Genomic DNA, 20869 nt, shown 5'->3' on the forward strand with positions numbered 1-20869 from the left:
GGATCTGCCGTGGAGCTAGAGACCAAGGAACTCAACTGGGCTGGAAACCTTGAGTACCGGGCCAGCGAACTGCTGTACCCCACCAGCATTGAGCAACTGCAGGAACAGGTTCGCGCCGCCAGCAAGGTGCGCGTGCTCGGTTCCCGCCATTCATTTAATGACATTGCCGATACCAGCGAAACCATGATCCCACTGGCCAAGATGCCCCAAGTCATTGATATCGATGCGCAGGCCATGAACGTGCGCGTCAGTGGCGGAATCACCTATGGCGCGCTGGCCGATGCGCTGCACGCCGCCGGTTTTGCGCTACACAATCTGGCTTCCCTGCCGCATATTTCGGTGGCCGGCGCGGTATCCACTGGCACCCATGGCTCGGGCGAAGCCCACGGCAACCTGGCAACCGCAGTCAGCGCAGTCGAGCTCGTGCTGGCCGATGGCTCGCAGCTCTCGGTCAATCGAAACGATCCGGAATTCAACGGCTTTGTAGTGTCCCTTGGTGCGCTAGGCGTGATCACTCATCTGACCTTGGATATCGTTCCGAGCTTTGATGTGCAACAGACCGTGTATGAGCAGCTGTCCTGGGACAAAGTTCTGGACAACTTTGATGGAATCCAGGCTTCCGCCTACAGCGTCAGCCTGTTCACCGATTGGAGCGGGGACTTGGTGGGCCAAACATGGCTCAAGCGTCGTGTTGGTGATGCCCTTCTCGATGATATTGATCAGGGAAAATTTGGCGGTCTGGCGGCGATCGCTCCGATGCACCCATTGCCCGGAGCCGATGGCGCGATCTGCAGCGAACAGCTCGGGGTGGCCGGGCCTTGGTCCGATCGGCTCTCCCATTTCCGCATGGACTTCATGCCCAGTGCCGGTGATGAGTTGCAGACCGAATATTTGGTTCCGCGTGAATACGCTGTTCAAGCCATTACCGCGATGCGCGAGCTGTCCTCGGTGATCACCCCGTTATTGCTGGTGGCTGAGGTGCGGACCATTGCCGCCGATGAGTTGTGGCTCAGCGGCAACTACGGCCGCGACGGTATTGCCCTGCACTTTACGTGGAAGCCGCAGCAGCAGGAAGTGGAGACAATCCTGCCGCACGTCGAATCAGCTCTCGCGCCTTTTGCGGCTCGTCCGCATTGGGGCAAGCTCTTTGCAGCAACGTCAACCGATCTGCAGAAGCTGTACCCGAACTTCAATGACTTTATCGAGTTGGCTCAGCGCTTGGATCCTGCGGGCAAATTCCGCAACGAATTCCTGAATCGCAATCTCTTTGGTGCTTAGGTTCTAGGGCAATGGAGCACACCCAATTTGTGTCGATCGGTCTAGTTGCCAACTTGAAGGAACTATCGCCTAGTGGATATCCGGCTATCGGAATAATCTCCAAAAAGATTTCTTCGGTTTTTTCGGACTCTCGGGCCACTGCTCGCGATAAATCTTAAACGTCTCAAGGTCGTCGAGTGGCACTAGCGCGAACCACTCGACGGCATCAAGGCGCTCGTATTTCTTGAGGGTGCGAAGTTTCTCTTCGGGAATGTTGCGCGAGTGCTCCCAAAACATCCCGACATACTTTTCTTCATGAACGTTGGTCGACCCTGAGAATCCTATACCTTGCCACACTAGGTAATTGCGGCACCAGAATGTCTCTTCGGCCTGACTCCGATGAACGACTCTGCTCCACTCAGTAAATCCGGCAAGCGGACCAAGTTGAGACCGCCAGGTTAGTTGCCACTCCGGCCCGGGCCGTTCCTCGATGGAGGAGAGCACGAGCATGCCATGGTCATACTCACCAGATGGCAGCTTTGCTGACCCACATTCATAGAGCTTTCCGCCAAACCTGGCACATGCCCCCGTGAGTGGGATGCCTCCGGGCAGAAAACGTGAAAAAGCAGGAGGATTCTCCACCGATGGTTCAGATTCAAGACCAGACATATTCAGCATGCTATCGAAAACTCGTAGCCCACCCCATTCGCGCCACGTACTTACTCAGCCTTCGCGGTCAGCCTCAAGCAAGCACTTCTGAAAAGCCTGGGCCGCAGGATTCGGAGTACCCGTACCCGCATAGAGCCGCGTCTTTGGCTCACCGACCAACGGGTGGAACGAGACTTCAGGCATCTGGAAGCGCGACACCGATGCAGGCAGGATTGAGACTCCCAGCCCGGCAGCGACCAGCCCAAGAATGGTCTCCTGATGAATGGCTCGCTCGACAATTCGAGGCGGCGTACGACCATCGAATAATGAATGTACCAGCGAGTAGAAACCACTCATGTACTTGTAGGGGAAAAGGACAAAGTCTTCATCGGCGAGATCCTCTGCCTTGATCTGCTCATTGGCACCCAAACGATGGCCCGCCGGAAGCGCCACCACCAGTGGCTCCGAATGGATCTCTTGCAATTCGACGCCGGGCACTCTTGTTGGGTCACGCAGAATTCCGAGATCAAGACTATTTTCTAGCAGCTTTTCAATCTGCTCGTCGGTAGTGAGCGGGTGCAGCACCAGCTCAACATTGGGCCGCAGTTCGCGGAACCTGCGCAGCGCCGAAGGCATGGTGGCATAACTGGCAGAGCTGACAAATCCGACATTCAGCCGTCCGCGCAGGCCCAGTCCCGCCTCGGTCAGTTCTTGATTGGCCTTATCCAGATCCGCCAGTAACGGTTTGATGCGGTCCAGATACATCCGCCCTGCGGGCGTGAGGATTACGCTGCGAGTGGTGCGGTCAAAGAGCTGCACGCCCAGCTCTTGTTCCAGCTTTTTCACTGCAACGGTCAGCGGTGGCTGCGACATCCGAAGCTCTTCGGCGGCACGGCCGAAGTGCAAATGTTCAGCAACAACGAGGAAGTAGTGGAGGTGGCGGAGTTCCATGCACTCAATTTTTGCACAAAAACTAATAATGTCTAGGAAAAAGGTATTGGACGCCCTAATAATATCCGTGGGTTACTAGAGGTAGAACAACAAAGATGCCCAGATCAGGAGCAAGCCATGAGCACCTCGTCCCAGTCGCCCTCTGCAGAATACGTTGTCATCGGAGCAGGCCTCGCCGGCTCCTCGGCAGCATGGAGGTTGGCTCAGCGAGGCCATGAAGTTGCCCTGCTGGAGCGCAAAGTGCCCGCCGCTGACGATGCCAGTTCGCATGGCTCAGCGCGCATCTTCCGTTATGGCTACCCCAACCAGCTCTACACAGACCTTGTTGTACAAGCGCGCAAAGCCTGGGATGAGCTCGAAGAGGCCAGCGGCAGCCAGCTGATCAACCCCTGCGGTTCAGCGGACTACGGACCCCTGCGCAATCCACGTATGCTCGCCGGGATTCTCGCCAACGCCGGGGTGGAACATGAATTGCTCTCCGCTGCCGAGGCCCGCAACCGTTTCAACGGAATCAATTTTGATACCGAAGTCCTTTGGCACCCAGGTGCCGGAGTGCTGGACGCCGAACGCTCGGTTCAGGCAATGGTGGCTCAAGCCAAGGCTTATGGCGCCCAGGTGGAAACCCAATGGCCAGTCGCTTCCGTCGAGGCAACAACTAACGGATACAAACTCACGTCCGCAGATGGACGCACCTACTTGGCATCCAAAATCATCGTGGCCGCAGGCGGCTGGTTGCCAGAATTGCTGGGAAATCTCCCTCTGCCATCAGGCTTTGTACGCAGCGTTCCCAAGATGGTTGTATATCAAGAGAATGCCTTCCACTTCCCTTACCGCGACCAGGATACCGAAGCACGCCAAGCATGGCCAACCTACATCCACAAGGACCCTGCTTTAAGTCCTATGGCCTGCCCGGCGGACGTGACGCCAACTTCCGCGGACAAAAGGTTGCCGAATATATGGCCGGACGGCAGCTGGATACTGCCAGCCAGCAAAACGGCCAGATTGATCCAGCCAACCGCGAACGCATGATCGAGTACGTCAAAAAGTACCTTCCCGGACTGGAACCAACGCCCTACGCCGAAACCACCTGCATTTTCAGCGCAACCCCCACTGAGGATTTCATCATGGATGAAGTCGACGGCATCACCATCTTCTCGCCTTGCTCGGGGCATGGAGCCAAGTTCGGCCCGCTGCTCGGCGAGCTTGCTGCGGACTTGGCCACCGGGGTGCGGGAAACCCCGAGCTTTTCCGCCTCGCTTCCCACGCCAAGGCCATGGTCTAGAAGTCCCAGCAGCAAGCTATTTTGGAGAATCCCTTGTTCAACATCCCGCTAGACCTGTCCACCACGACAGTCACCGAGCTCATGGCTGGCATCGCCGGCACCGGGCAAGACCCATTGCGCGGAGGCTATTCCCGCCCGGTGTATTCCAGTGCTGAAATCGACCTGCGCACGTGGTTCAGTGAACAAGCCACCAGACGGCAGCTAAGCGTTGAGGAAGACGGAAATGGCGCGCTCTGGGCCTGGTGGGATCTGCCGACGGGAATCCGCACCAACGCTATTGTCACCGGCAGCCACCTCGACTCGGTCCCGGGTGGCGGACCCTTTGACGGGCCTCTGGGCGTAGCCAGCGCATTGATTGCCTTTGATCTGATGCAGGCACGGAATCTTGTGTGCACTCGTGCCATGGCTATCGTGGTGTTCCCGGAAGAGGAAGGCTCCCGCTTTGGTGTGGCTTGCTTGGGCTCGCGTCTGCTCACCGGAGCCATTGACCGAAACAAGGCGTTGAATCTGAGGGATCCTGACGGCAATAGTTTTGCCGACATAGCATCCAGCAATGGGCTAGATCCACGTTTCATCGGCCCAGACCGCCGCCTCTTGGGACAGATTGGTGTCTTTGTCGAGTTGCATGTGGAACAGGGACTCGGGCTGGCGGATCTGGATCACCCGGTGGCCATCGGCGGATCCATCCTCGGCCACGGACGTTGGAAGTTGAGCATGCGGGGACAAGGTAACCACGCAGGAACCACGCTGATGTCTGACCGCAAGGATCCGATGGTGGCTGCTGCCCGCAGCATTGCCGCGGTGCAGCAGATTGCCCGCACACGGGATAAAGCGCGAGCTACAGTGGGCCGGCTGCAACCGGTTCCTGGCGGAACTAATGTCATTGCCTCGCGGGTGGACTACTGGCTGGACGTGCGCCATCCAGATGATGCGGTTACGGCCGGTGTTGTCCAAGAGATTCACGAGTCGGCGCAGGTTATTGCAGCTGAAGAGGGCTGCAGCCTCGATTTCTCCCAAGAATCATTGAGTCCAACGGTAAGTTTTGATGCAAAGCTTTCGGGGCAGCTTGGACTGGCGCTGCCCAACACTCCGGTACTCGATACCGGTGCGGGGCATGATGCTGGTGTACTCGCCGGACACGTACCGAGTGCCATGATTTTTGTTCGCAACCCCAACGGCATCTCCCACTCCCCTGAAGAATATGTAGAAGACGCTGACGCGGAACTTGGCGCGGCAGCTTTGGCCGATGCCTTAGCATCGTTGCTTCAGTAGCCGGGGTTGGATCTCCTCACCTGAATTCGGGCAGATTTTGCCCGAAGCCAAGCTGCCGTGCGCAAATTCCGGACCCGACTTCAAAATCGCAGAGGGTGGATGCCACCGGTGGCCATTGCCGTGGTCTGAGAAGAACTGTCCGAATTACTGGAATAGCAACTGGGAATCCCCGATCTCTGTATTCCCGCTTTCCGTGGTGTGTGGGAATACAGAACTAAGTGATTCCCATTCCTGCAGGAGACCCCATGGCACATCCGCCCGGGCAATAGGAGTTCGCGCAAACTTGAGTCAGAGTGACGTTACACGGGTACGGGATACCGGACGCCTGTACGAACGATAGAAACGCCGTTCTTGCGTGGCACTACGCATCGGTCGTGCCACGATCCACTTGATTAGTGCGCCGACTGTCCCGTAGAGCGTTCGACTTACGGGAATGGAGCAATAGCACGCGAAGTGGATCTGCCGGGTAGTCTTTTCCGTCGCTTTACCGTCCCCAAGGGGTGGCAATTATGAGGATGCGCCTTACTGGTCTGCGTCGGTATGATCGCGGTATGAATTCTTCACAGGAGTCCGCGCCGTCAACGGTGCGCCTGTTTCCGGATTATGCAAACACGGTGCTTTGGTTTAACGAACCAATCGAGTACGACACTGCCAAGCTGTCCGGTACTTTGACACACGAACTCTCGCAGTGGGAACAGTCGTACTATGACGGATTGAACCATGACTATGAGTGGAAATCCGCAGGTGTGGCTCGCAGATTCGCTGCAGAGGGTGAACGATTAGCGCAACGTGTGGCTGATGAACTTGGCGATAAATTCGAAATCGAATTAGTCACGTCCTTGGAAGGCTCACCAAAACGCAAATTTCAAGGGAGGGGACCAGCCCTCAACCCTGAAGCTGCCGCAGTGTTCGATTCCTTGGCCGTTGAGGTTAAAGATTTTGAAGAGGAAGTATCGCGTGCAAGGGAAGCTACCCGTCGGGGAGAAAGCACTGGATGGTATGCCTATGCACCGCTTTCAAATACCGTTTTCAGACCGAAGCAACATAACGATTGATAATCCGGTGCCTGACCTTTACGCATTATCTCTCTAGTCGACGTTGGGCGATTCCCCTGCGGACGGAGCGGTGTAACGCGGAGGAAAATAGGCAGAACTTCTGAGAGCTTCGGAAACCGATAGCACCGCAGGGTTGAGATAGATTCATGTCTTGCTAGGCCGGCGGCAGTACGAAAGCGAGCAGGTGTTTTGCCTCCCAAACGTATGAGTTCATCACACCGGTAATAGAACTCCCCTAGATACTCGACGTCGAGACTGAGCGAGCTGGACGCGAGGTGGATCGACCCGCCGGGGTCCGTCGGGCAAACTGCAGCGACCACGGCATCCCTTCCACGGCAGATAAATTCTGTCCCGGATATGGCAGATCCCCGAGAAGCGGCCACACTCCGCTTTTCGGGGATCTACGTTTATCAAGGTCCGACTACGGACCTAAATCTTTAGGCGAGGACCGGAGTCTCCCACAAGTTCAGCACCTGGCCGATGTTTTTCTCCTCGGCCGACTGGTACAAATCGGTAGCCCAGGCGACGTCTTCAATCGGCATGCCACCGACCGAGTAAAGGATGATTTCCTCATCATTGCGGCGAGCTGGAATTTTGCCGGTGGCAACGTCTGCAATCTCTTCAAGCTTTGATTCTGGCAGCTTGCCATCACGCATCAAATCGTGGAAGTGAGTACCTGGAATGCCCAGCAGCTGATAGGCCTGAGTTCCATATTCCTCAGCCCATGCGTCATACAGACCACGGGCGTCCAGGATCAGACGGGCATCGTTGATGATGAAGTCATCATCAAATCGTGCAGCCGCTGGTAGCAACAGGAGCGCGCCAGGCTTGATGGCCTCAGTTGGGAAGTAAGGGAAGGCATCAGAACCCTTAATGTCGGTGCTGGTGGTCGCCATGATGACGTCCGCGTCCTTGATGGCTTCTTCAATGGTTTCAGCGGCCACAATCGAGGTCACCTGAGGGAAGTTTTCACGGATGTACTGAGCGAAGGACTCCACGCCAGCAGCCGAGCGGCCCTTGACGGTCACGGTGTGAATGCTCGGGCGCAGCGACAGGGTCGCGTCAATGACGGACTTGGCAATCACGCCGGGACCAACCACGGCGGCGACCTTGGCGTCCTGCTTGGCCAGGTGCTTCACTCCCACACCCGGAACCGCTCCGGTGCGGTAGGCGCTGAGCAGGTTTGCGCTCATCACGGCCATCGGCGCACCGGTATCGGTGTCGTTCAGAGTGAATAGGTGAATGGACCGTGGCTGACCCTTGGCACGGTTTTCAGTGTTTGAGCCGTACCACTTCACGCCGGTAGTTCCGAAACGTCCGCCGAGGTAAGCCGGCATAGCCATGAAGCGGCGGTCCGGGCCATCACTTGGCATACCTTCGTGGACTGGGTTCTGCGGGAAGGTGATCATGGCGCCGTGCGAGTTGCCGTTTTCTCCGGCCATCCGGTAGTCCCCGTTGCGAAGCAGGATCAACGCTTCTTCCATCACGTCGGTGCAACGAGCGATATCGGTGACACCTGCGGCGATCATGTCCTGCTCGCTGAGGTAGCGGAAGTTGATAGTAGTCATTCGGGAGCTCCCTTGCTGGAATTTTCTAGAGGTTCAAAAGTTAGATGGCTGCTTCGCCGGTTTCACCGGTACGCACGCGGATGATCTGTTCCAAGGAGGTGACCCAGACTTTCCCGTCACCGATCTCGCCGTTTTCACCGGTCTTGGCGGTGTTGACGATGATCTCCAGGGCACGTTCCAGATCAGGATCTGAGACCAGCAGTTCAAGACGGATCTTGTTCCGGAACATCACCGAGAATTCTTGTCCTCGGTAGTACTCGGTGCGCCCGCCCTGGGCGCCACGGCCCTGGACTTCGGTAGCGGTCACTCCGGAGAAGCCGGCCTTTTCCAATTCGGAACAAATGGATTCAAGCCGGATGGGCTTGATCACTGCGGTGATAAGTTTCATGGCAGAGCCTTTCTGTGCAGGCGGCTAGAGCTGACGGCTGTCATAGGCGGATTCAGCATGGATGGAGTTATCCAAACCAGCTTCCTCTTCGGCCTCGCTGACGCGGATTGGCGAAATCTTATTCATCACCCAAGCGATAGCGAAGGTCATGACGAAGCTGTAAACCAAGGTGGCGGCAATCGCGATCAGCTCGTGGCCCAGCTCGCTGAAGTGGCCGCCGAAGAAGATCCCTGCCATTTCTCCGGGTGCTTTGGGGTTAGCGAAGAAGGTTGCAAACAGCGAACCGGTGATACCGGCAATGCCGTGCACCGCAAAGACATCCAATGAGTCATCAATCTGGTGGCGGCGTTTCCAGGTAATGGCCCACGCGGCAGCTGCTGCGGCGAGGAAACCCACCATGATGGCACCAATTGGTCCCACAGCGTCGGCCACCGGGGTGATGCCGACCATTCCGGCAATGGCGCCGGTACCCAAACCCAGCATGGTGGCATGCCCATCACGAACACGTTCAATCGTGATGAACCCCAGCATGCCACCACACAGGGCCAGCAAAGTGGTGAGAATGACGTACTGAGCCATGAAGTTCGCTCCGCCGGCGGTGCCGCCGTTGAACCCCATCCAGCCAGTAGCGATCAAACCCACGCCGATCAACATGAGCGGCAAGTTATGTGGTCGTCCCGGGCCCATTTTGCGCTTGCCCAAAACCACAGCCAGGGCCAGACCTGCGGCACCAGCGTTCATGTGCACCGCGGTGCCACCAGCAAAATCGTGGAAGCCCAGCTTGTTGCGCATCCATCCACCGACGGCCCCAGTTTCTGGGTTATCCAGCGCAAAGACCCAGTGTCCTAGCGGGCAGTAGACCAAGATGACCCACAAGGCCACGAAGACCAACCATGCGCCGAACTTCATTCGTCCGGCAGCGCCGGAAGCGACCAGAGCTACGGAGATGGCGGCAAAGAGAATGTAGAACGCACCCCAGAAAGTGCCGCCAGCCTCATCGTCGGTCATAAAGTCAGAGAAGAAGGTGTATTCGAAAGGATTCCCGATGATTCCTGCGCCCCCAAGCGAATCACCTAGAACCAGCCCATGGCCGATAACCACGTAAACAACGCCGGTCACCGCCAATGCACTGAGCACCATCAGCATCATGTTCAGGACATTGCGTCCGTTGAGCATGCCACCGTAAAGCATTGCCAGTCCTGGGAACATCAGCAGAACCATGGCGAATGCCGCCAGGAGCCATGCCATGTCAGCGGCTTCCATGATGGGCGCCCCTTTCGAAGTTTGTGTTTGCGAGCAACTTCAAACTATCGAGGCCAGGTTCCGCTTCGCTTTCGAATCCGTTTCTAATAAGCAACACAATGTTTCGTTTCACGGATCAAATATCAAGGGTGTGAATTCTTTGTAAAAGCGTGGTCATCTACTGACTTCTTTTTGGTCGCAGGCCACGTCAAAGATATTCTGAATGGCAATTATTAGGCTCCGACGTGGCTTTATTAGTCAGTCGCTATAGATGAACTTGTGGAAACGCGTAGGAAACACCTCTGATTCCACTGCGAAATCCGCAACTTGTAGCGTGGGTTGTATCAACCTTTACGGGCCAGCTTCATTGGCCCTAAACGCAATAGTTGGAGCTAGTCTTGGCACCTTTGAATTTTTCGGTCCTGCACATTCGTGAGTCTCGTCCCCACAACCCGCAATTCCAAACGGAACTTGATGAGCTCAACGAAAACACTGTAGGTCAGATCATCGATGCCGGACACAATGCGTCCTTAGTGCCCTGTAATGATCTGAGCGTCGAGCAGATGCTGCAGATTGTTGATGCTTCTGACGCCGTGATCATCATGGGTGGTGAAGATGTTGAACCTTCGCTGTATGGTCGCAGCTCTGCTTACCCGGGCGGTGGTTATCATGAGCTTGCAGCGGATCGGAACCAGATCGCAGCTATCCAGCATGCCATCACTACCAAGACCCCACTGTTGGGAATCTGCCGAGGGTTGCAGTTATTAAACGTTGCTTTGGGTGGCACTTTGATTCAACATCTGGAGAACGCAGATGCTCACCGCAGCACCGGCAGCGATCCATTTGTTGATACCCGCCTGGACTCGATCAGCACTGAGCTTCAGGAAGATCTATCTTCCAAGACCAGCCACAAGTGCACGCACCATCAAGCCATTCACGAATTGGGCACAGGTCTGCAAATCGCTGCCATGTCCACCGATGACATTATTGAAGCCGTCATTCATGAGTCAGCGCCAGTGACCGCCGTGCAATGGCACCCGGAACATCCGCAGACTGCCTCCACCCAGCTCCGCATGTTGATTCAGCGCCTAGCTACGCAGCACGAGCAAGTTTCCGGCATACTTCCAGAGCTCATCAACAGCTAACCTCCAGAGTCAAAGGGTTCCGGAGGCTAGACTTGGAATTATGGCATTGACCCAAAATACGGTGGTGGACACCGCAGTCACTATCCTGCAGCAATTCGGGTTAGCTGACTTGTCGATGCGTCGTTTGGCCAAAGAGCTGGATGTTCAAGTTGGGGCTCTCTACTGGCATGTGAAGAACAAGCAGGAACTGCTAGCTCAGGTGGCTGCCAAGCTGCTTAATACCCCGCAGCTCTCGGTTAATGCTGAAGATTTTAGCGCTCCTGCAGATGCGATTCTTCAACTCTCGCGCCGCCTTTATCTCGCGTTATTGCCGATACAAGACAGCCCTGAAGTCATCGAAGTTGCCACCGCGATGCAAGTCACCGAATTGGCGCCAGTATTGCAGTTGCGTGACCTTTTGGAATCTTCAGGGCTTTCCACCGAGCAGGCCCGCCACGGACAACAATTACTGCTCAACCACATCCTGGGGTCTGTTGCCTTCCGACAGAACCTCGTGCAATTGGACGTTGATGCACCATTAGCGGATGGGTTCGATTGGGGACTGCAACGGGCTGTTGCGGGATTGATTAGCTGACCGCTGGGAAAATAGCTTTATACTGAATTCTGAAGAAACGCAACTGGCACCGGCCTCTGGCTTTGTAAATGTTGCGGGCTCCCGGACTCTGCTGCGGCAAAAGGGAGCTTCTTCACTTACATAGTTTGCAAGAAGCCCATCGCATCGAGTGTTAGCTGAGTTTCCCGCCGGAGGCTTCGAGGTAGCACGAGGCGCACAGCGATTCGTACCAAACGTCTTCGCCGTCGATGGCTACCTGATCCCCGTCAAAGACCACAGCTTCGCCGACCCGTCGGGTGTTAAACATGGCCTTGCGTCCACAACGGCAAATGGTCTTCAGCTCTTCCAAAGAGTGGGCAAGCTCCATCAAGCGTGCCGACCCAGGGAATGCATGGGTGCGGAAGTCAGTGCGAATGCCGTAAGCCAAGACCGGTACGTTATCCAGCACCGCGATACGCAACAAGTCATCAACCTGCTCGCTCGACAAGAACTGCGCTTCATCCACCAAAAGGCAGGCCACGGGTGGAGCATCTACATGGGTGAGCAATGCATCTGGGTCGTCCCCTGAACTTTGGGCTGCGAACTGCTCCCGGACGTTATCCTCTGGCCCAATGGTGAAGTCCGTGATGCGCTTGATCCCCAAACGCGAAACGATGGAGTTCTCACCCTTGGTATCAACACCCGGTTTGGCCAGCAGGATGCGCTGGCCACGTTCTTCATAGTTGAAAGCAGCCTGAAGCAAACTCGTGGACTTGCCAGAATTCATTGCTCCGTAGCGGAAATACAACTTGGCCACTATCGCTCCTTGAAGAATCGTTGCGCCTACCAACTAGCGGGCACCCTACGATCTTAGTGCCAGCTCCGTTATTCACCGGTAGTTACACTCGGTGCAGCGCCCAATCCAACTCAACTCACAGCTGGCGTTGGAAGTTCGAGTTACCGAAATCTAGAGGGTGTCCCGCTTTGGCTTTCTAGCAAAGACCACCCAATACAAGACTGACATCACCACAACAAATGGCACGCCGAAGATCAAGGTGTACTTGAACTGAGGAACAAAGAAGGAAGTCGCCAGCAGCGCCGCCAACAGCAGCGCACCCAAGATGGATGCAGCTGGATATCCAAGCAATTTGTACTCCAAAACCACCTGCTCCTTCTTCACCCTGCGCCGGAAGGAAACATGGGTTATCAGAATCATGAACCACGTAGCCAAGGCACCAAAGGTGGCCAAGGACAGCATGATGCCAAACCCTCCATCCGGGACCAGTGCATAAACAATAGCTGCGACTCCAATGCCGCCGGCAGACATCCACACCGCATGAATCGGCGCCCCGGAACGGTTAGTCCGAAAAGCCATGCGTGGCGCGTGGCCCGAGTCAGCTAGAGAATGCAACATCCGTGTGGCGGCATAAAGCTGTGCGTTCATGGCCGACAGTGCAGCAATGATCAATACAAAATTCAGCACGGAATCAGCAAAGGGAATACCAACTTGGGACATCACCGTGACAAAGGGTGAGCCACCGGAAATCAGTTCGCTGGTTGGTGCCACCGCCAGGATCAGGGCCATGGTGAATACGTAGAACAGCAAGAGCCTGAGGAAGGAAACCTTGAAGGATTTGCGCACCGCAATCTTTGGATTGTGGGCCTCGGCTGCGGCAATCGAGATGGCTTCAATTCCCATATAAGAGAAGATCGCAACAATCACCGCGCTCCAGGTGCCAAACAATCCGTTGGCGAAGAATCCACCTTCAGCGCTGTAGTTATGCACCCCAAACTGATCTTGAGAATTATGGAAGACCAGCCACAGGGCAATGATGATGAAGGCAAGGACGGCAAAAACTTTAATTGCCGAGAACCAGTATTCGGTGGTTCCGAAGATCTTCACGCTGGAGAAGTTCACCGCCAAAAGAACGGCGGAGAAAATGGCCACCCACCACAGTCCGGGAATCTGTGGGAACCAGTACTGCATATACTCGCCTACTGCGCTGACCTCGGTGCCTACCGCAAAGATCAGTGCAGACCAATACAAATATTTGGTCAGGTATCCGGCAAATCGACCCAGATAGCGTTCAGCGTAAACGCCGAAGGATCCAGCCACCGGCTGCTTGACCGTCATTTCGGCGAGCGCACCCATGACCAGCAAGGCAACCACACCACCGATCACGTAGCTGAGGATTACCGACGGGCCAGCCATCATGATGGCCAACTTGCTGCCAGCAAAAAGTCCGGTGCCAATGGCACTGCCCAGGGCGATCATGGACATCTGCGCAGGGGTCAGTGATTTTTTCAGCCCCGACCCGATGTCAGTGGCGCGTACCGGCTGCTTGCCCAACAATGCTCCTTCAAATCTCATACAAACAGCACGGCATCAGAACATACCGTGCTGCGTATAAGCGTACTCTGGCCATTGCTGGCCAGAGTCTAGAGCCCCCAAAGTAGTGGCTACCGCTTTCCCGGTTAGGTCACGGCATTTCGTACGGCGTACTCTTCGCGCTGCCACGAGTCGGTGTGCAGAATTTCACGCAGTTTCTCCACGGCATCCCAAATATTGGTGCGCGTTAGGTACAGCGGGGTAATGCCAAAGCGCAGGACCTCAGGCTCGCGGTAGTCCCCGATCACTCCTTGGTCGATGAGCGCCGCAATGATTTCATAACCGTGTTCGTGGCGGAAGCTCACGTGGCTACCACGTGCGGCATGCTCTCGTGGGGTCACCAGTTCCAGTCCGTAGCCAGCGCATCGCGTCTCAACTAGGTTGATGAACAGGTCCACGAGCTCCAGCGACTTGGCACGCAGCTGAGCCATATCTGCTTCTATGGCAATATCGAGCCCTACTTCAACCATGGCCAGTGAGGTCATTGGCTGGGTACCGCACATGAATCGGCGGATGTCATTGGCAGGGGTGTAGCTTTGGGACATTTCGAACGGCCTGTTGTGGGACCACCAACCCGACAGTGGCTGCCAGAAACGTTCATGGTGGCGGGCATTAACCCAGATGAAGGCCGGTGAGCCTGGTCCACCATTGAGGTATTTGTAGGTGCAACCCACCGCGTAGTCAGCGTCTGCTGCGTTCAGATCTACCGGTACCGCACCGGCGGCATGGGCCAGATCCCAGATAACCAGCGAACCAGCAGCATGAACCGCCGCAGTGATTTCATCCATGTTCCACATGGCACCGGTGCGGTAATTGACGTGCGACAGCGCTACTACTACCACGGTATCGTCCAATGCGGCACGCAGTGAAGCCTCGTCATCAATCAGCTTCACTTCATAAGCGACACCAGTCTCCTGCGACAGCGAGTTGACCAGGTCAGCCAGACCTTCGGCGATGTAGATATCGGTGGGGAAATTATCTCGTTCGGTCAGAATCACCCGGCGCTCAGGAGCGTCAGCTTTTTGCGTGCGCAAGGCTGAGGCCAACGCCTTAAACAGGTTCAACGTAGTCGTATCCGTGATGGCAGTTTCATTTGGCTTTGCACCAAGTAGGCTGCCTAGCTTGTCGCCTAATTTGAGTGGCAAATCGAACCAGCCAGCAGTATTCCACGAACGGATCAGCCCCTGGCCCCATTCTTCGCTGACCACTTGGGCTGCTCGTTCTGATGCCCCCTTGGGAAGGGCACCCAACGAGTTTCCATCCAGATAGATGGTGTCCTCAGGCAAGATGAAACGATCCCCAAAAGCGGTTAAGGGATCCGCCTCATCCAGCTGGGCTAAAGATTGGCGGGTCAGCTCGGCAGGCATTGTGCTCCTAAGATTTCAGTTCTCTACGCTGTAGACATCGTAGAATCAAACACGAGATCATGCGACCAAATTCGAACTTTGATAAAGAATGAGATGAGATACCCGTGGATAATTCCCTCTGGACGGTGCAAGGTGATGCCGTTCCGAATCCTGTTCGCGTTGATGCCACCGACCTAGCGATCCTCTCGGAACTGAGCAAAGACGCCCGGATTGCCAACAACATTCTCGCTGCCAAGGTTGGTGTGGCTCCTTCTACCTGCTTGGGCCGGGTCAAAGCCTTATCCTCCGCTGGCATCATCACCGGATACCACGCAGCGATCAACGAAAAACTCCTTGGTGTCACGGTCAATGCGATGATCTCTGTACTCGTTTCTCCAGCCGCCCGGGACCGGCTGCTTTCTTCGGCGAAGTCCCTGCAAGAACTGCCTGAAGTTAAAGAAGTCTTTGTCCTAGGTGGCTCCCCCGATCTACTGGTTCGAGTAGCCACCCGGAGCATCGATGATCTGCGTACTTTTGTCGCTACGCATCTGGGATCAAACAGAGCGTTTTCTTCAACCCAAACAGTGATCATCTTTGAGCATCTACGCTAATCCTGCCCTCAGCGTCGTCGCGTGGCATCTCTCATCTAGATCTCATTTGCGTCCGGAACAATGAGTGGCATGGGAAAGGAAACATTGCGCCGCGTCGTGGCTTCAATCGCTGTTGTAGCGCTCATCTGTCTAGGAGCATTTGGAATCAGCCGTGCACTAGGTGGCCCCTCCGATCAGGATCTAGGCGAAGGGTTTATCTTCAAGGAAGATTCGCCGTCCCCCACCACCGATGCACCCCGAGAACCAACCCCCTCATCCACTCCAGCAGAGTCCAAAACGGCCAAACCAACACCAACGCCTAGCCCTACCCCCAAGCCAAGTAGCTCTACCAAGAAACCTTCGCCCAAGCCCACCGCGACGCCAAAGCCCAAACCAAAACCTGTGACTCCCGCTCCGCCTAAAAAACCGTCACACCTTTGCCTCCATCAGGCAACCAAAACTACGATGACGACGACGATGATGACGATTACGAGTCTGATGATGATGACGATGAGGCCGACGACGTAGATGACGATGACTAAAGCGCCCGAACGCCGATGGTCCATTCGCGCTCGTGTGCTCACCGGCATGTTGCTCTTGGTCGGCTTGGCGCTTGTGGCCGCCGGAGCGGCGAGCTTCGCCGTGCAACGCCACGAACTTAATGAACGTCTGGATGAATCACTCTCCCGGTCAGTCAAAGAATTCGGTGTCCTGACCGAAACCGGCGTGGACCCGCGAACCATGAAACGTTTTGAGCACGCCGAAGACCTGCTCTATATCGCCATGCAGCGCACCCTGCCCTCGCCTAAACAGGGAATGGTCTCCCTCGTTGGTAAAGAGGTTCGCTGGACGGCACCGGATATCGTGGGCACCCGGTTGGAAGATGACCCCGAATTCCTGGAATGGGCCTTCCAGGTACAAGAAAGCAACCACATCCGGCTGGGTACGGTAAAAACGGATATCGCCACCTATCGTGCGGTTGTTGTTCCGGTCAGCTTGCCGGCGGACCACGAATACGGTTCTTTTGTTTTGGCCTACGACTACTCGGCCGAAGCCATTGCCAATGACCGGAATTTCATGATCTACAGTGCCGTGGGTGCTTCGGTCATACTTGTTGCTGCTTTAGCCGCTTGGTTGCTTGTGGGCCGGATGCTGGAGCCGATTCGAAGATTGCAAACAACCGCTCAGCAGATCTCCGAAACCGATGTTTCCCAGCGCATTGAGGTCTCCGGCAATGACGAATTTGCGGACTTGACCGTCACCGTTAATGAAATGCTTGACCGTCTTGAAGGTGCGCTCAAAGCCCAACGCCAGCTACTGGACGATGTGGGACATGAGCTTCGCACCCCGGTGACCATCATCAATGGACATCTAGAGCTCATGGATCCTGCGGACCCACAGGATGTAAAACAGAGCCGCGATATTGCCATGGATGAGCTGGGCCGAATGTCGTTGCTGATCAATGATCTGGTGACCTTGGCCAAATCCAACCGTACGGACTTCCTGCAGATTGAGCCGGTCCAGGTGGGCAAGCTTCTTGATGACATTCTGGATAAGGCTCGTGGGTTGGGCCAACGCCAGTGGCGTATCGACTACCGCACCGAGGCCACGGTCAGGCTGGACCCGATACGCCTGACCCAGGCCATGCTGCAGTTATGCGCTAACGCAGTGAAATTCTCCAAGGACGATAGCCGTATTGCGTTAGGCAACGAGATCCTGCGCAACGGGCAGGGTGAAACTACCTTGCGTTGGTGGGTCTCCGATGCTGGCCTTGGCATTCACCCCGATGATCTGGAACGAATCTTTGAACGCTTCGGACGTGGACAGAATTCTGCCCGCTCTTCCGGATCCGGTTTGGGGCTAAATATTGTGCAAGCCATCGCCGAAACTCACGGTGGACGAGTCTGGGTAAGTTCGGAGCCAAACAAGGGTTCCACGTTCTACATTGATCTGCCGCTGTCGACTGGAAATAAGGAATCATGAGCCAAATATTGATCGTTGAAGATGAACCGCGCATCAGTTCTTTTGTGGCCAAGGGACTACGGGCTGCTGGGCTGACCTCTTCCATCGCTGAGACCGGGCACGAGGGATTCACTCAAGCGCTCGATGGTGAGCACGAGTTGATCATCTTGGATTTAGGCCTACCAGATGAAGATGGCTTCTCGGTCCTACGACGACTGCGCGCAGCGCAGATCTCTACCCCGGTAATCATCCTGACCGCGCGCGGAAGTGTCGAAGATACCGTAGCCGGACTGCAAAATGGTGCCGATGACTATATGGCCAAGCCGTTCCACTTTGATGAGCTATTAGCCCGGGTCCGCTTACGCTTGCGGACCGAAGACAATGCTCCTGAAGTCTCTTCACTGAGCCATGAAAATCTGCACATGGATCTGCTGCGCCGACGGGTCACCGTGAACTCAACGGAAGTGGATCTTTCTGCTCGCGAATTTGCTCTGGCCGAGGCCTTTTTACGCAACCCTGGTCAGGTGCTCAGCCGTGAGCAGCTGCTCTCCCGAGTCTGGGGCTACGATTTTGATCCCGGTTCCAACGTGGTTGATGTATATGTGCGGTACCTTCGCAATAAGCTCGGCTCAACACGCTTTGAAACCGTGCGAGGTTTTGGCTACCGGCTAGCCACCTCAAAATAGCTCGCGGTGCGCGGCCTAGCGAAGGGTCGGGTCCGGGACAAAGTTCTGCTGCAATAATCTGCTCCACCGGTTGGCCGGAAGATGCGGATTCAGTAGAGCCACGCCGATGCAGTATTTGGACATGGATACTTCTCTAATGCCCAACCCTGCAAGCGCACGGTCAGAAGCCCCACGTCCATCAGCAGATTTGGTCTCAACCACGATCAAATCCGGTCCGTTGATCTTCCTACCCGAATTGGCGTATTCCAATTCGACATCGCAGGTCAGGCGTTCAGAATCCACCGGGTTCACGAAGGTCGCCCGGGTATAAGAACTGTCCAGCACCGGTTGCAGTTCAGGGACTTGCTGACCGTATTCGCTCTCCAGCACGAATTCCAGGAACTGCAGGTTATCTTCGGTCAGCGCTCCGGCCTGATCCAGATCCTGCTGGATCCGATGTTTCACCGTTGCCCCGCGCAAGCCCTTGGTCTTGATCTCAAACATCGACAGTCCGGTGTCAGCGTAGGTTCGCGAACGAACCTTATAACGCCTGCGCCGCCCTTGGCGGTGAGCCCGATACTGGTCAAAGTCCTCGGTATCGAAGTACACGGATTCGTACCGGAAGGTACGCAAACCATCAATCTGCATGATCTTGAACTTCTCACCTAGATGCTCTGACAAAGCGGTGAACTGCTCAGGGGTGAGCAGAAATTTCTTATCAACACGGGTCTGCAAAGCAGCCTCGGACACCACTTCGTCCAAGCTGATTGGTTCTCGGTAGGCAACGGCTTCTTCCAGTGCAGCACGGGCCGTTGTTGCCCTTGCTGTGTGGCTGCGACTATCAAGCACAGTCATTAGGACCACGTCTCCTGCTTGGCTCCGTTCTGTACGGAGGAAGCCGAGGACGGCGTCTGCCCCTTGGCCAGTTCGTAAGTTCCGGGGAAGGACTCTGCATTTCCAGGATGGTCCGCCGTCTTCGCTGAGGCGCCAGCGTTAGTACGGAACCGGACGTCAACGATGGTCAGATCTCGAACCATATCCAGCTCAATAACTACGGTGCGCAAAACCTTGGCATCTAATAGCTGCTCAAGCGCCGCCTGTAGTTCGGCCTTTTTCGGGTAGGCCTTTTCTAAGGTGACGGTTTGGCGTTCGGTGCGCGGGGCAAAGCTCGGGTGATCAGCTACAAACATCACCAGTACAAGAGCCGCGGTGGCAGACGGAGCAAGCCAGGCTGGGTCTGGGTGTAGTCCGTTGACCAAACCGATAGCCAGCGAAATGAAGTAGTAAGCAACTTCTTCCTGGGTCAGGGTGTCAGACCGCAGGCGAATGATTGAAAGGATGCCGAAGAGGCCTAGGCCTAGTCCCATGCCTGCCCCGCTGCCTGAAAGTAGCAAGGTGACCGCAAAGATGCCCATGCTCAACGCGATGTACGCAAGAACAAGGTCTCGGCGGAAGTGGCGGCGGAAGTATACGAAGTACACCAGCACGGTAATACCAATGACGTTTGAAGCTAGTCCTGTCCAGAAAGACAACATTCTTATCCCTTTCAAAAAGCGTGAGGCGATGATCTCTTCTAGGTGAACTGTAGGTGAACAGAATGAAGACAAAAGTAGAACTGGATGAGAATGCCCTCATATTTCTGAATGAGACTTGACCTGATGTTTCGGTTGACTGTCTGTCGAGCCAGACTGGCCCTTGATGGCTTTCAACAGATGATATGGAAACCAACCGATAGGCTTACTGGCAGTAGCAATCTCAAAATTGATTTGGTGGCCAACGCAAAGCATGAAGACAAAAGTCCTAGAAATGCTCAGATCGCTGCACAAGTGGTGGACCAAATTCTGGGAAGCAAAAGGCCATGGGATTAAGGTAGTTGGCGCATGCCTTGGTGTTGTGTGCTTGATACTCGTCATGGGTGATCTAGTAGGGAATCTTTTTCTCAATAATTTGGACCGTCAAGATATTAGGTGCAAAGTCGAGTACGCCTCGCCAGCCTCGGATGACCGTACCCACAGAACTTCCCGATACAGCAGTGACCACTACGTTATCGTGCACACCACCAACTGTGGCAGGGTCCTAATCGAGCGACTGCCCCAACGCTTTGCCACGCCTGAAGAGCTCGCTGCGTCCTTTGACCCTGGCAGCGAATGGATCTTTGGAGCCGATTGGTACTCGAGGAATGCTTCAATGAAATTTGGCCGCTCGGCAACTCTGAATACTTTCCGTCCAGTGGATTAGAGCCCCTGATTCTGCCCCTCTTCAGCTTGGTATCTACGAGGTGCACATACCCAGTCGCGGCCAATGCTGAACGGTCCCACCCGCCAAACAGAAAATGGCTGGTCTAGCAAAGTGCATTGGAATGACGCATCACCACAAGGTTTCTTTGCCGACGTTCAGCTTTAGTGCCATGTCTGCGTAGGTTGCGTAGACGGACTTATACCGGTCAAAGCATTCCAAGGCGTTGGCCACTGCGCGGATCTCAACTTCAGAGGTGTACTGTGTGGGCTTGCTACCCATTCTTTGAAAAGAAAATGGCACAAACCTGAGACGATTCAAAGGTGGAAGCACGAGCATATT

21 protein-coding genes are annotated in these 20869 nt (G+C 55.4%); 10 read left to right on the plus strand and 11 right to left on the minus strand.

Annotated elements, in window-relative coordinates; genetic code table 11:
* Positions 1-9: 9 nt before the first annotated feature.
* Positions 10-1278, plus strand: a complete 1269-nt coding sequence (locus N6V40_RS01380; RefSeq protein ID WP_262198654.1) for an FAD-binding protein — start codon at positions 10-12, stop codon at positions 1276-1278.
* 84 nt (positions 1279-1362) lie between these two features.
* Here the strand turns inward: N6V40_RS01380 and N6V40_RS01385 are convergent, their stop codons facing one another.
* Both N6V40_RS01385 and N6V40_RS01390 read right to left on the minus strand, forming a co-directional pair.
* Positions 1363-1926, minus strand: a complete 564-nt coding sequence (locus tag N6V40_RS01385) for a hypothetical protein (protein ID WP_262198655.1) — start codon at positions 1924-1926, stop codon at positions 1363-1365.
* Between the two features lie 54 nt (positions 1927-1980).
* Positions 1981-2856: a LysR family transcriptional regulator gene (locus N6V40_RS01390; protein WP_061952770.1), complete on the minus strand. Its 876-nt coding sequence runs from the start codon at positions 2854-2856 to the stop codon at positions 1981-1983.
* A gap of 117 nt (positions 2857-2973) precedes the next feature.
* On the opposite strand from N6V40_RS01390, the gene N6V40_RS01395 reads away from it, so the two are divergent.
* The 4 genes from N6V40_RS01395 to N6V40_RS01405 all read left to right on the plus strand — a co-directional run bounded on the left by N6V40_RS01395 (position 2974) and on the right by N6V40_RS01405 (position 6465).
* Complete coding sequence (locus N6V40_RS01395; RefSeq protein ID WP_315973746.1) at positions 2974-3885, plus strand: FAD-dependent oxidoreductase; 912 nt, start codon at positions 2974-2976, stop codon at positions 3883-3885.
* On the plus strand, positions 3813-4190 hold the full coding sequence (locus tag N6V40_RS17215; protein ID WP_315973747.1) for an FAD-dependent oxidoreductase: 378 nt from the start codon (positions 3813-3815) through the stop codon (positions 4188-4190). The genes N6V40_RS01395 and N6V40_RS17215 overlap by 73 nt, the downstream gene beginning before the upstream one ends.
* Entirely contained in the window at positions 4172-5410 is a 1239-nt protein-coding gene (locus tag N6V40_RS01400) for an allantoate amidohydrolase (RefSeq protein ID WP_396268179.1), read from the plus strand. Before N6V40_RS17215 ends, N6V40_RS01400 begins: the two co-directional genes overlap by 19 nt.
* A 551-nt stretch (positions 5411-5961) precedes the next feature.
* The gene (locus N6V40_RS01405) at positions 5962-6465 is read left to right on the plus strand and encodes an immunity protein CdiI family protein (RefSeq protein ID WP_131090611.1); all 504 of its coding nucleotides are present in this window, start codon (positions 5962-5964) and stop codon (positions 6463-6465) included.
* Between the two features lie 437 nt (positions 6466-6902).
* Here the strand turns inward: N6V40_RS01405 and N6V40_RS01410 are convergent, their stop codons facing one another.
* Genes N6V40_RS01410 through N6V40_RS01420 form a run of 3 tightly spaced genes read right to left on the minus strand, consistent with a single transcriptional unit; the run spans position 6903 to position 9684 of the window.
* Entirely contained in the window at positions 6903-8033 is a 1131-nt protein-coding gene (locus tag N6V40_RS01410) for a tyramine oxidase subunit B (RefSeq protein ID WP_131090612.1), read from the minus strand.
* 40 nt (positions 8034-8073) lie between these two features.
* Positions 8074-8421 (minus strand): P-II family nitrogen regulator, encoded by a 348-nt coding sequence (locus N6V40_RS01415; protein WP_131090613.1) that lies wholly within the window; start codon positions 8419-8421, stop codon positions 8074-8076.
* A gap of 24 nt (positions 8422-8445) precedes the next feature.
* Positions 8446-9684, minus strand: a complete 1239-nt coding sequence (locus N6V40_RS01420; RefSeq protein WP_131090614.1) for an ammonium transporter — start codon at positions 9682-9684, stop codon at positions 8446-8448.
* Positions 9685-10061: 377 nt separating this feature from the next.
* On the opposite strand from N6V40_RS01420, the gene N6V40_RS01425 reads away from it, so the two are divergent.
* The gene (locus N6V40_RS01425) at positions 10062-10808 is read left to right on the plus strand and encodes a gamma-glutamyl-gamma-aminobutyrate hydrolase family protein (protein WP_165477396.1); all 747 of its coding nucleotides are present in this window, start codon (positions 10062-10064) and stop codon (positions 10806-10808) included.
* 40 nt (positions 10809-10848) lie between these two features.
* A complete protein-coding gene (locus N6V40_RS01430; RefSeq protein ID WP_131090616.1) occupies positions 10849-11382 on the plus strand; it encodes a TetR/AcrR family transcriptional regulator in 534 nt (177 codons plus the stop codon).
* Positions 11383-11533: 151 nt separating this feature from the next.
* Here the strand turns inward: N6V40_RS01430 and N6V40_RS01435 are convergent, their stop codons facing one another.
* The 3 genes from N6V40_RS01435 to kynU all read right to left on the minus strand — a co-directional run bounded on the left by N6V40_RS01435 (position 11534) and on the right by kynU (position 15096).
* Complete coding sequence (locus N6V40_RS01435; protein WP_131090617.1) at positions 11534-12157, minus strand: thymidine kinase; 624 nt, start codon at positions 12155-12157, stop codon at positions 11534-11536.
* Positions 12158-12307: 150 nt separating this feature from the next.
* Positions 12308-13690, minus strand: a complete 1383-nt coding sequence (locus tag N6V40_RS01440; RefSeq protein ID WP_131090618.1) for an amino acid permease — start codon at positions 13688-13690, stop codon at positions 12308-12310.
* 125 nt (positions 13691-13815) lie between these two features.
* The gene (gene kynU, locus N6V40_RS01445) at positions 13816-15096 is read right to left on the minus strand and encodes a kynureninase (protein ID WP_131090619.1); all 1281 of its coding nucleotides are present in this window, start codon (positions 15094-15096) and stop codon (positions 13816-13818) included.
* 104 nt (positions 15097-15200) lie between these two features.
* Between kynU and N6V40_RS01450 the strand changes: the two genes are divergently transcribed.
* From N6V40_RS01450 to N6V40_RS01460, 3 genes are all read left to right on the plus strand, one after another.
* On the plus strand, positions 15201-15686 hold the full coding sequence (locus tag N6V40_RS01450; protein WP_242632613.1) for an Lrp/AsnC family transcriptional regulator: 486 nt from the start codon (positions 15201-15203) through the stop codon (positions 15684-15686).
* Positions 15687-16199: 513 nt separating this feature from the next.
* On the plus strand, positions 16200-17648 hold the full coding sequence (locus tag N6V40_RS01455) for a sensor histidine kinase (protein ID WP_242632614.1): 1449 nt from the start codon (positions 16200-16202) through the stop codon (positions 17646-17648).
* Positions 17645-18313 (plus strand): response regulator transcription factor, encoded by a 669-nt coding sequence (locus N6V40_RS01460; protein ID WP_131090621.1) that lies wholly within the window; start codon positions 17645-17647, stop codon positions 18311-18313. The genes N6V40_RS01455 and N6V40_RS01460 overlap by 4 nt, the downstream gene beginning before the upstream one ends.
* A 15-nt stretch (positions 18314-18328) precedes the next feature.
* Here N6V40_RS01460 and N6V40_RS01465 read toward each other — a convergent pair whose 3' ends face one another.
* The 3 genes from N6V40_RS01465 to N6V40_RS01475 form a co-directional block, all read right to left on the minus strand.
* Positions 18329-19147 (minus strand): polyphosphate polymerase domain-containing protein, encoded by an 819-nt coding sequence (locus N6V40_RS01465; protein ID WP_131090622.1) that lies wholly within the window; start codon positions 19145-19147, stop codon positions 18329-18331.
* Entirely contained in the window at positions 19147-19827 is a 681-nt protein-coding gene (locus N6V40_RS01470; RefSeq protein ID WP_131090623.1) for a DUF4956 domain-containing protein, read from the minus strand. Before N6V40_RS01470 ends, N6V40_RS01465 begins: the two co-directional genes overlap by 1 nt.
* 832 nt (positions 19828-20659) lie before the next feature.
* Complete coding sequence (locus N6V40_RS01475) at positions 20660-20809, minus strand: hypothetical protein (protein ID WP_165477399.1); 150 nt, start codon at positions 20807-20809, stop codon at positions 20660-20662.
* Positions 20810-20869: the final 60 nt, after the last annotated feature.

This window comes from Glutamicibacter sp. M10, from assembly GCF_025452055.1.
GTDB lineage: Bacteria > Actinomycetota > Actinomycetes > Actinomycetales > Micrococcaceae > Glutamicibacter.

What these genes read in the sequence shown, in the direction of transcription:
- N6V40_RS01385 (WP_262198655.1), bottom strand. Translation starts at nt 1,926, where the DNA reads ATGTCTGGTCTTGAATCTGAACCATCGGTGGAGAATCCTCCTGCTTTT.
- N6V40_RS01390 (WP_061952770.1), bottom strand. Translation starts at nt 2,856, where the DNA reads ATGGAACTCCGCCACCTCCACTACTTCCTCGTTGTTGCTGAACATTTG.
- N6V40_RS01395 (WP_315973746.1), top strand. Translation starts at nt 2,974, where the DNA reads ATGAGCACCTCGTCCCAGTCGCCCTCTGCAGAATACGTTGTCATCGGA.
- N6V40_RS17215 (WP_315973747.1), top strand. Translation starts at nt 3,813, where the DNA reads ATGGCCGGACGGCAGCTGGATACTGCCAGCCAGCAAAACGGCCAGATT.
- N6V40_RS01405 (WP_131090611.1), top strand. Translation starts at nt 5,962, where the DNA reads ATGAATTCTTCACAGGAGTCCGCGCCGTCAACGGTGCGCCTGTTTCCG.
- N6V40_RS01410 (WP_131090612.1), bottom strand. Translation starts at nt 8,033, where the DNA reads ATGACTACTATCAACTTCCGCTACCTCAGCGAGCAGGACATGATCGCC.
- N6V40_RS01415 (WP_131090613.1), bottom strand. Translation starts at nt 8,421, where the DNA reads ATGAAACTTATCACCGCAGTGATCAAGCCCATCCGGCTTGAATCCATT.
- N6V40_RS01420 (WP_131090614.1), bottom strand. Translation starts at nt 9,684, where the DNA reads ATGGAAGCCGCTGACATGGCATGGCTCCTGGCGGCATTCGCCATGGTT.
- N6V40_RS01430 (WP_131090616.1), top strand. Translation starts at nt 10,849, where the DNA reads ATGGCATTGACCCAAAATACGGTGGTGGACACCGCAGTCACTATCCTG.
- kynU (WP_131090619.1), bottom strand. Translation starts at nt 15,096, where the DNA reads ATGCCTGCCGAGCTGACCCGCCAATCTTTAGCCCAGCTGGATGAGGCG.
- N6V40_RS01455 (WP_242632614.1), top strand. Translation starts at nt 16,200, where the DNA reads ATGACTAAAGCGCCCGAACGCCGATGGTCCATTCGCGCTCGTGTGCTC.
- N6V40_RS01460 (WP_131090621.1), top strand. Translation starts at nt 17,645, where the DNA reads ATGAGCCAAATATTGATCGTTGAAGATGAACCGCGCATCAGTTCTTTT.
- N6V40_RS01465 (WP_131090622.1), bottom strand. Translation starts at nt 19,147, where the DNA reads ATGACTGTGCTTGATAGTCGCAGCCACACAGCAAGGGCAACAACGGCC.
- N6V40_RS01470 (WP_131090623.1), bottom strand. Translation starts at nt 19,827, where the DNA reads ATGTTGTCTTTCTGGACAGGACTAGCTTCAAACGTCATTGGTATTACC.
- N6V40_RS01475 (WP_165477399.1), bottom strand. Translation starts at nt 20,809, where the DNA reads ATGGGTAGCAAGCCCACACAGTACACCTCTGAAGTTGAGATCCGCGCA.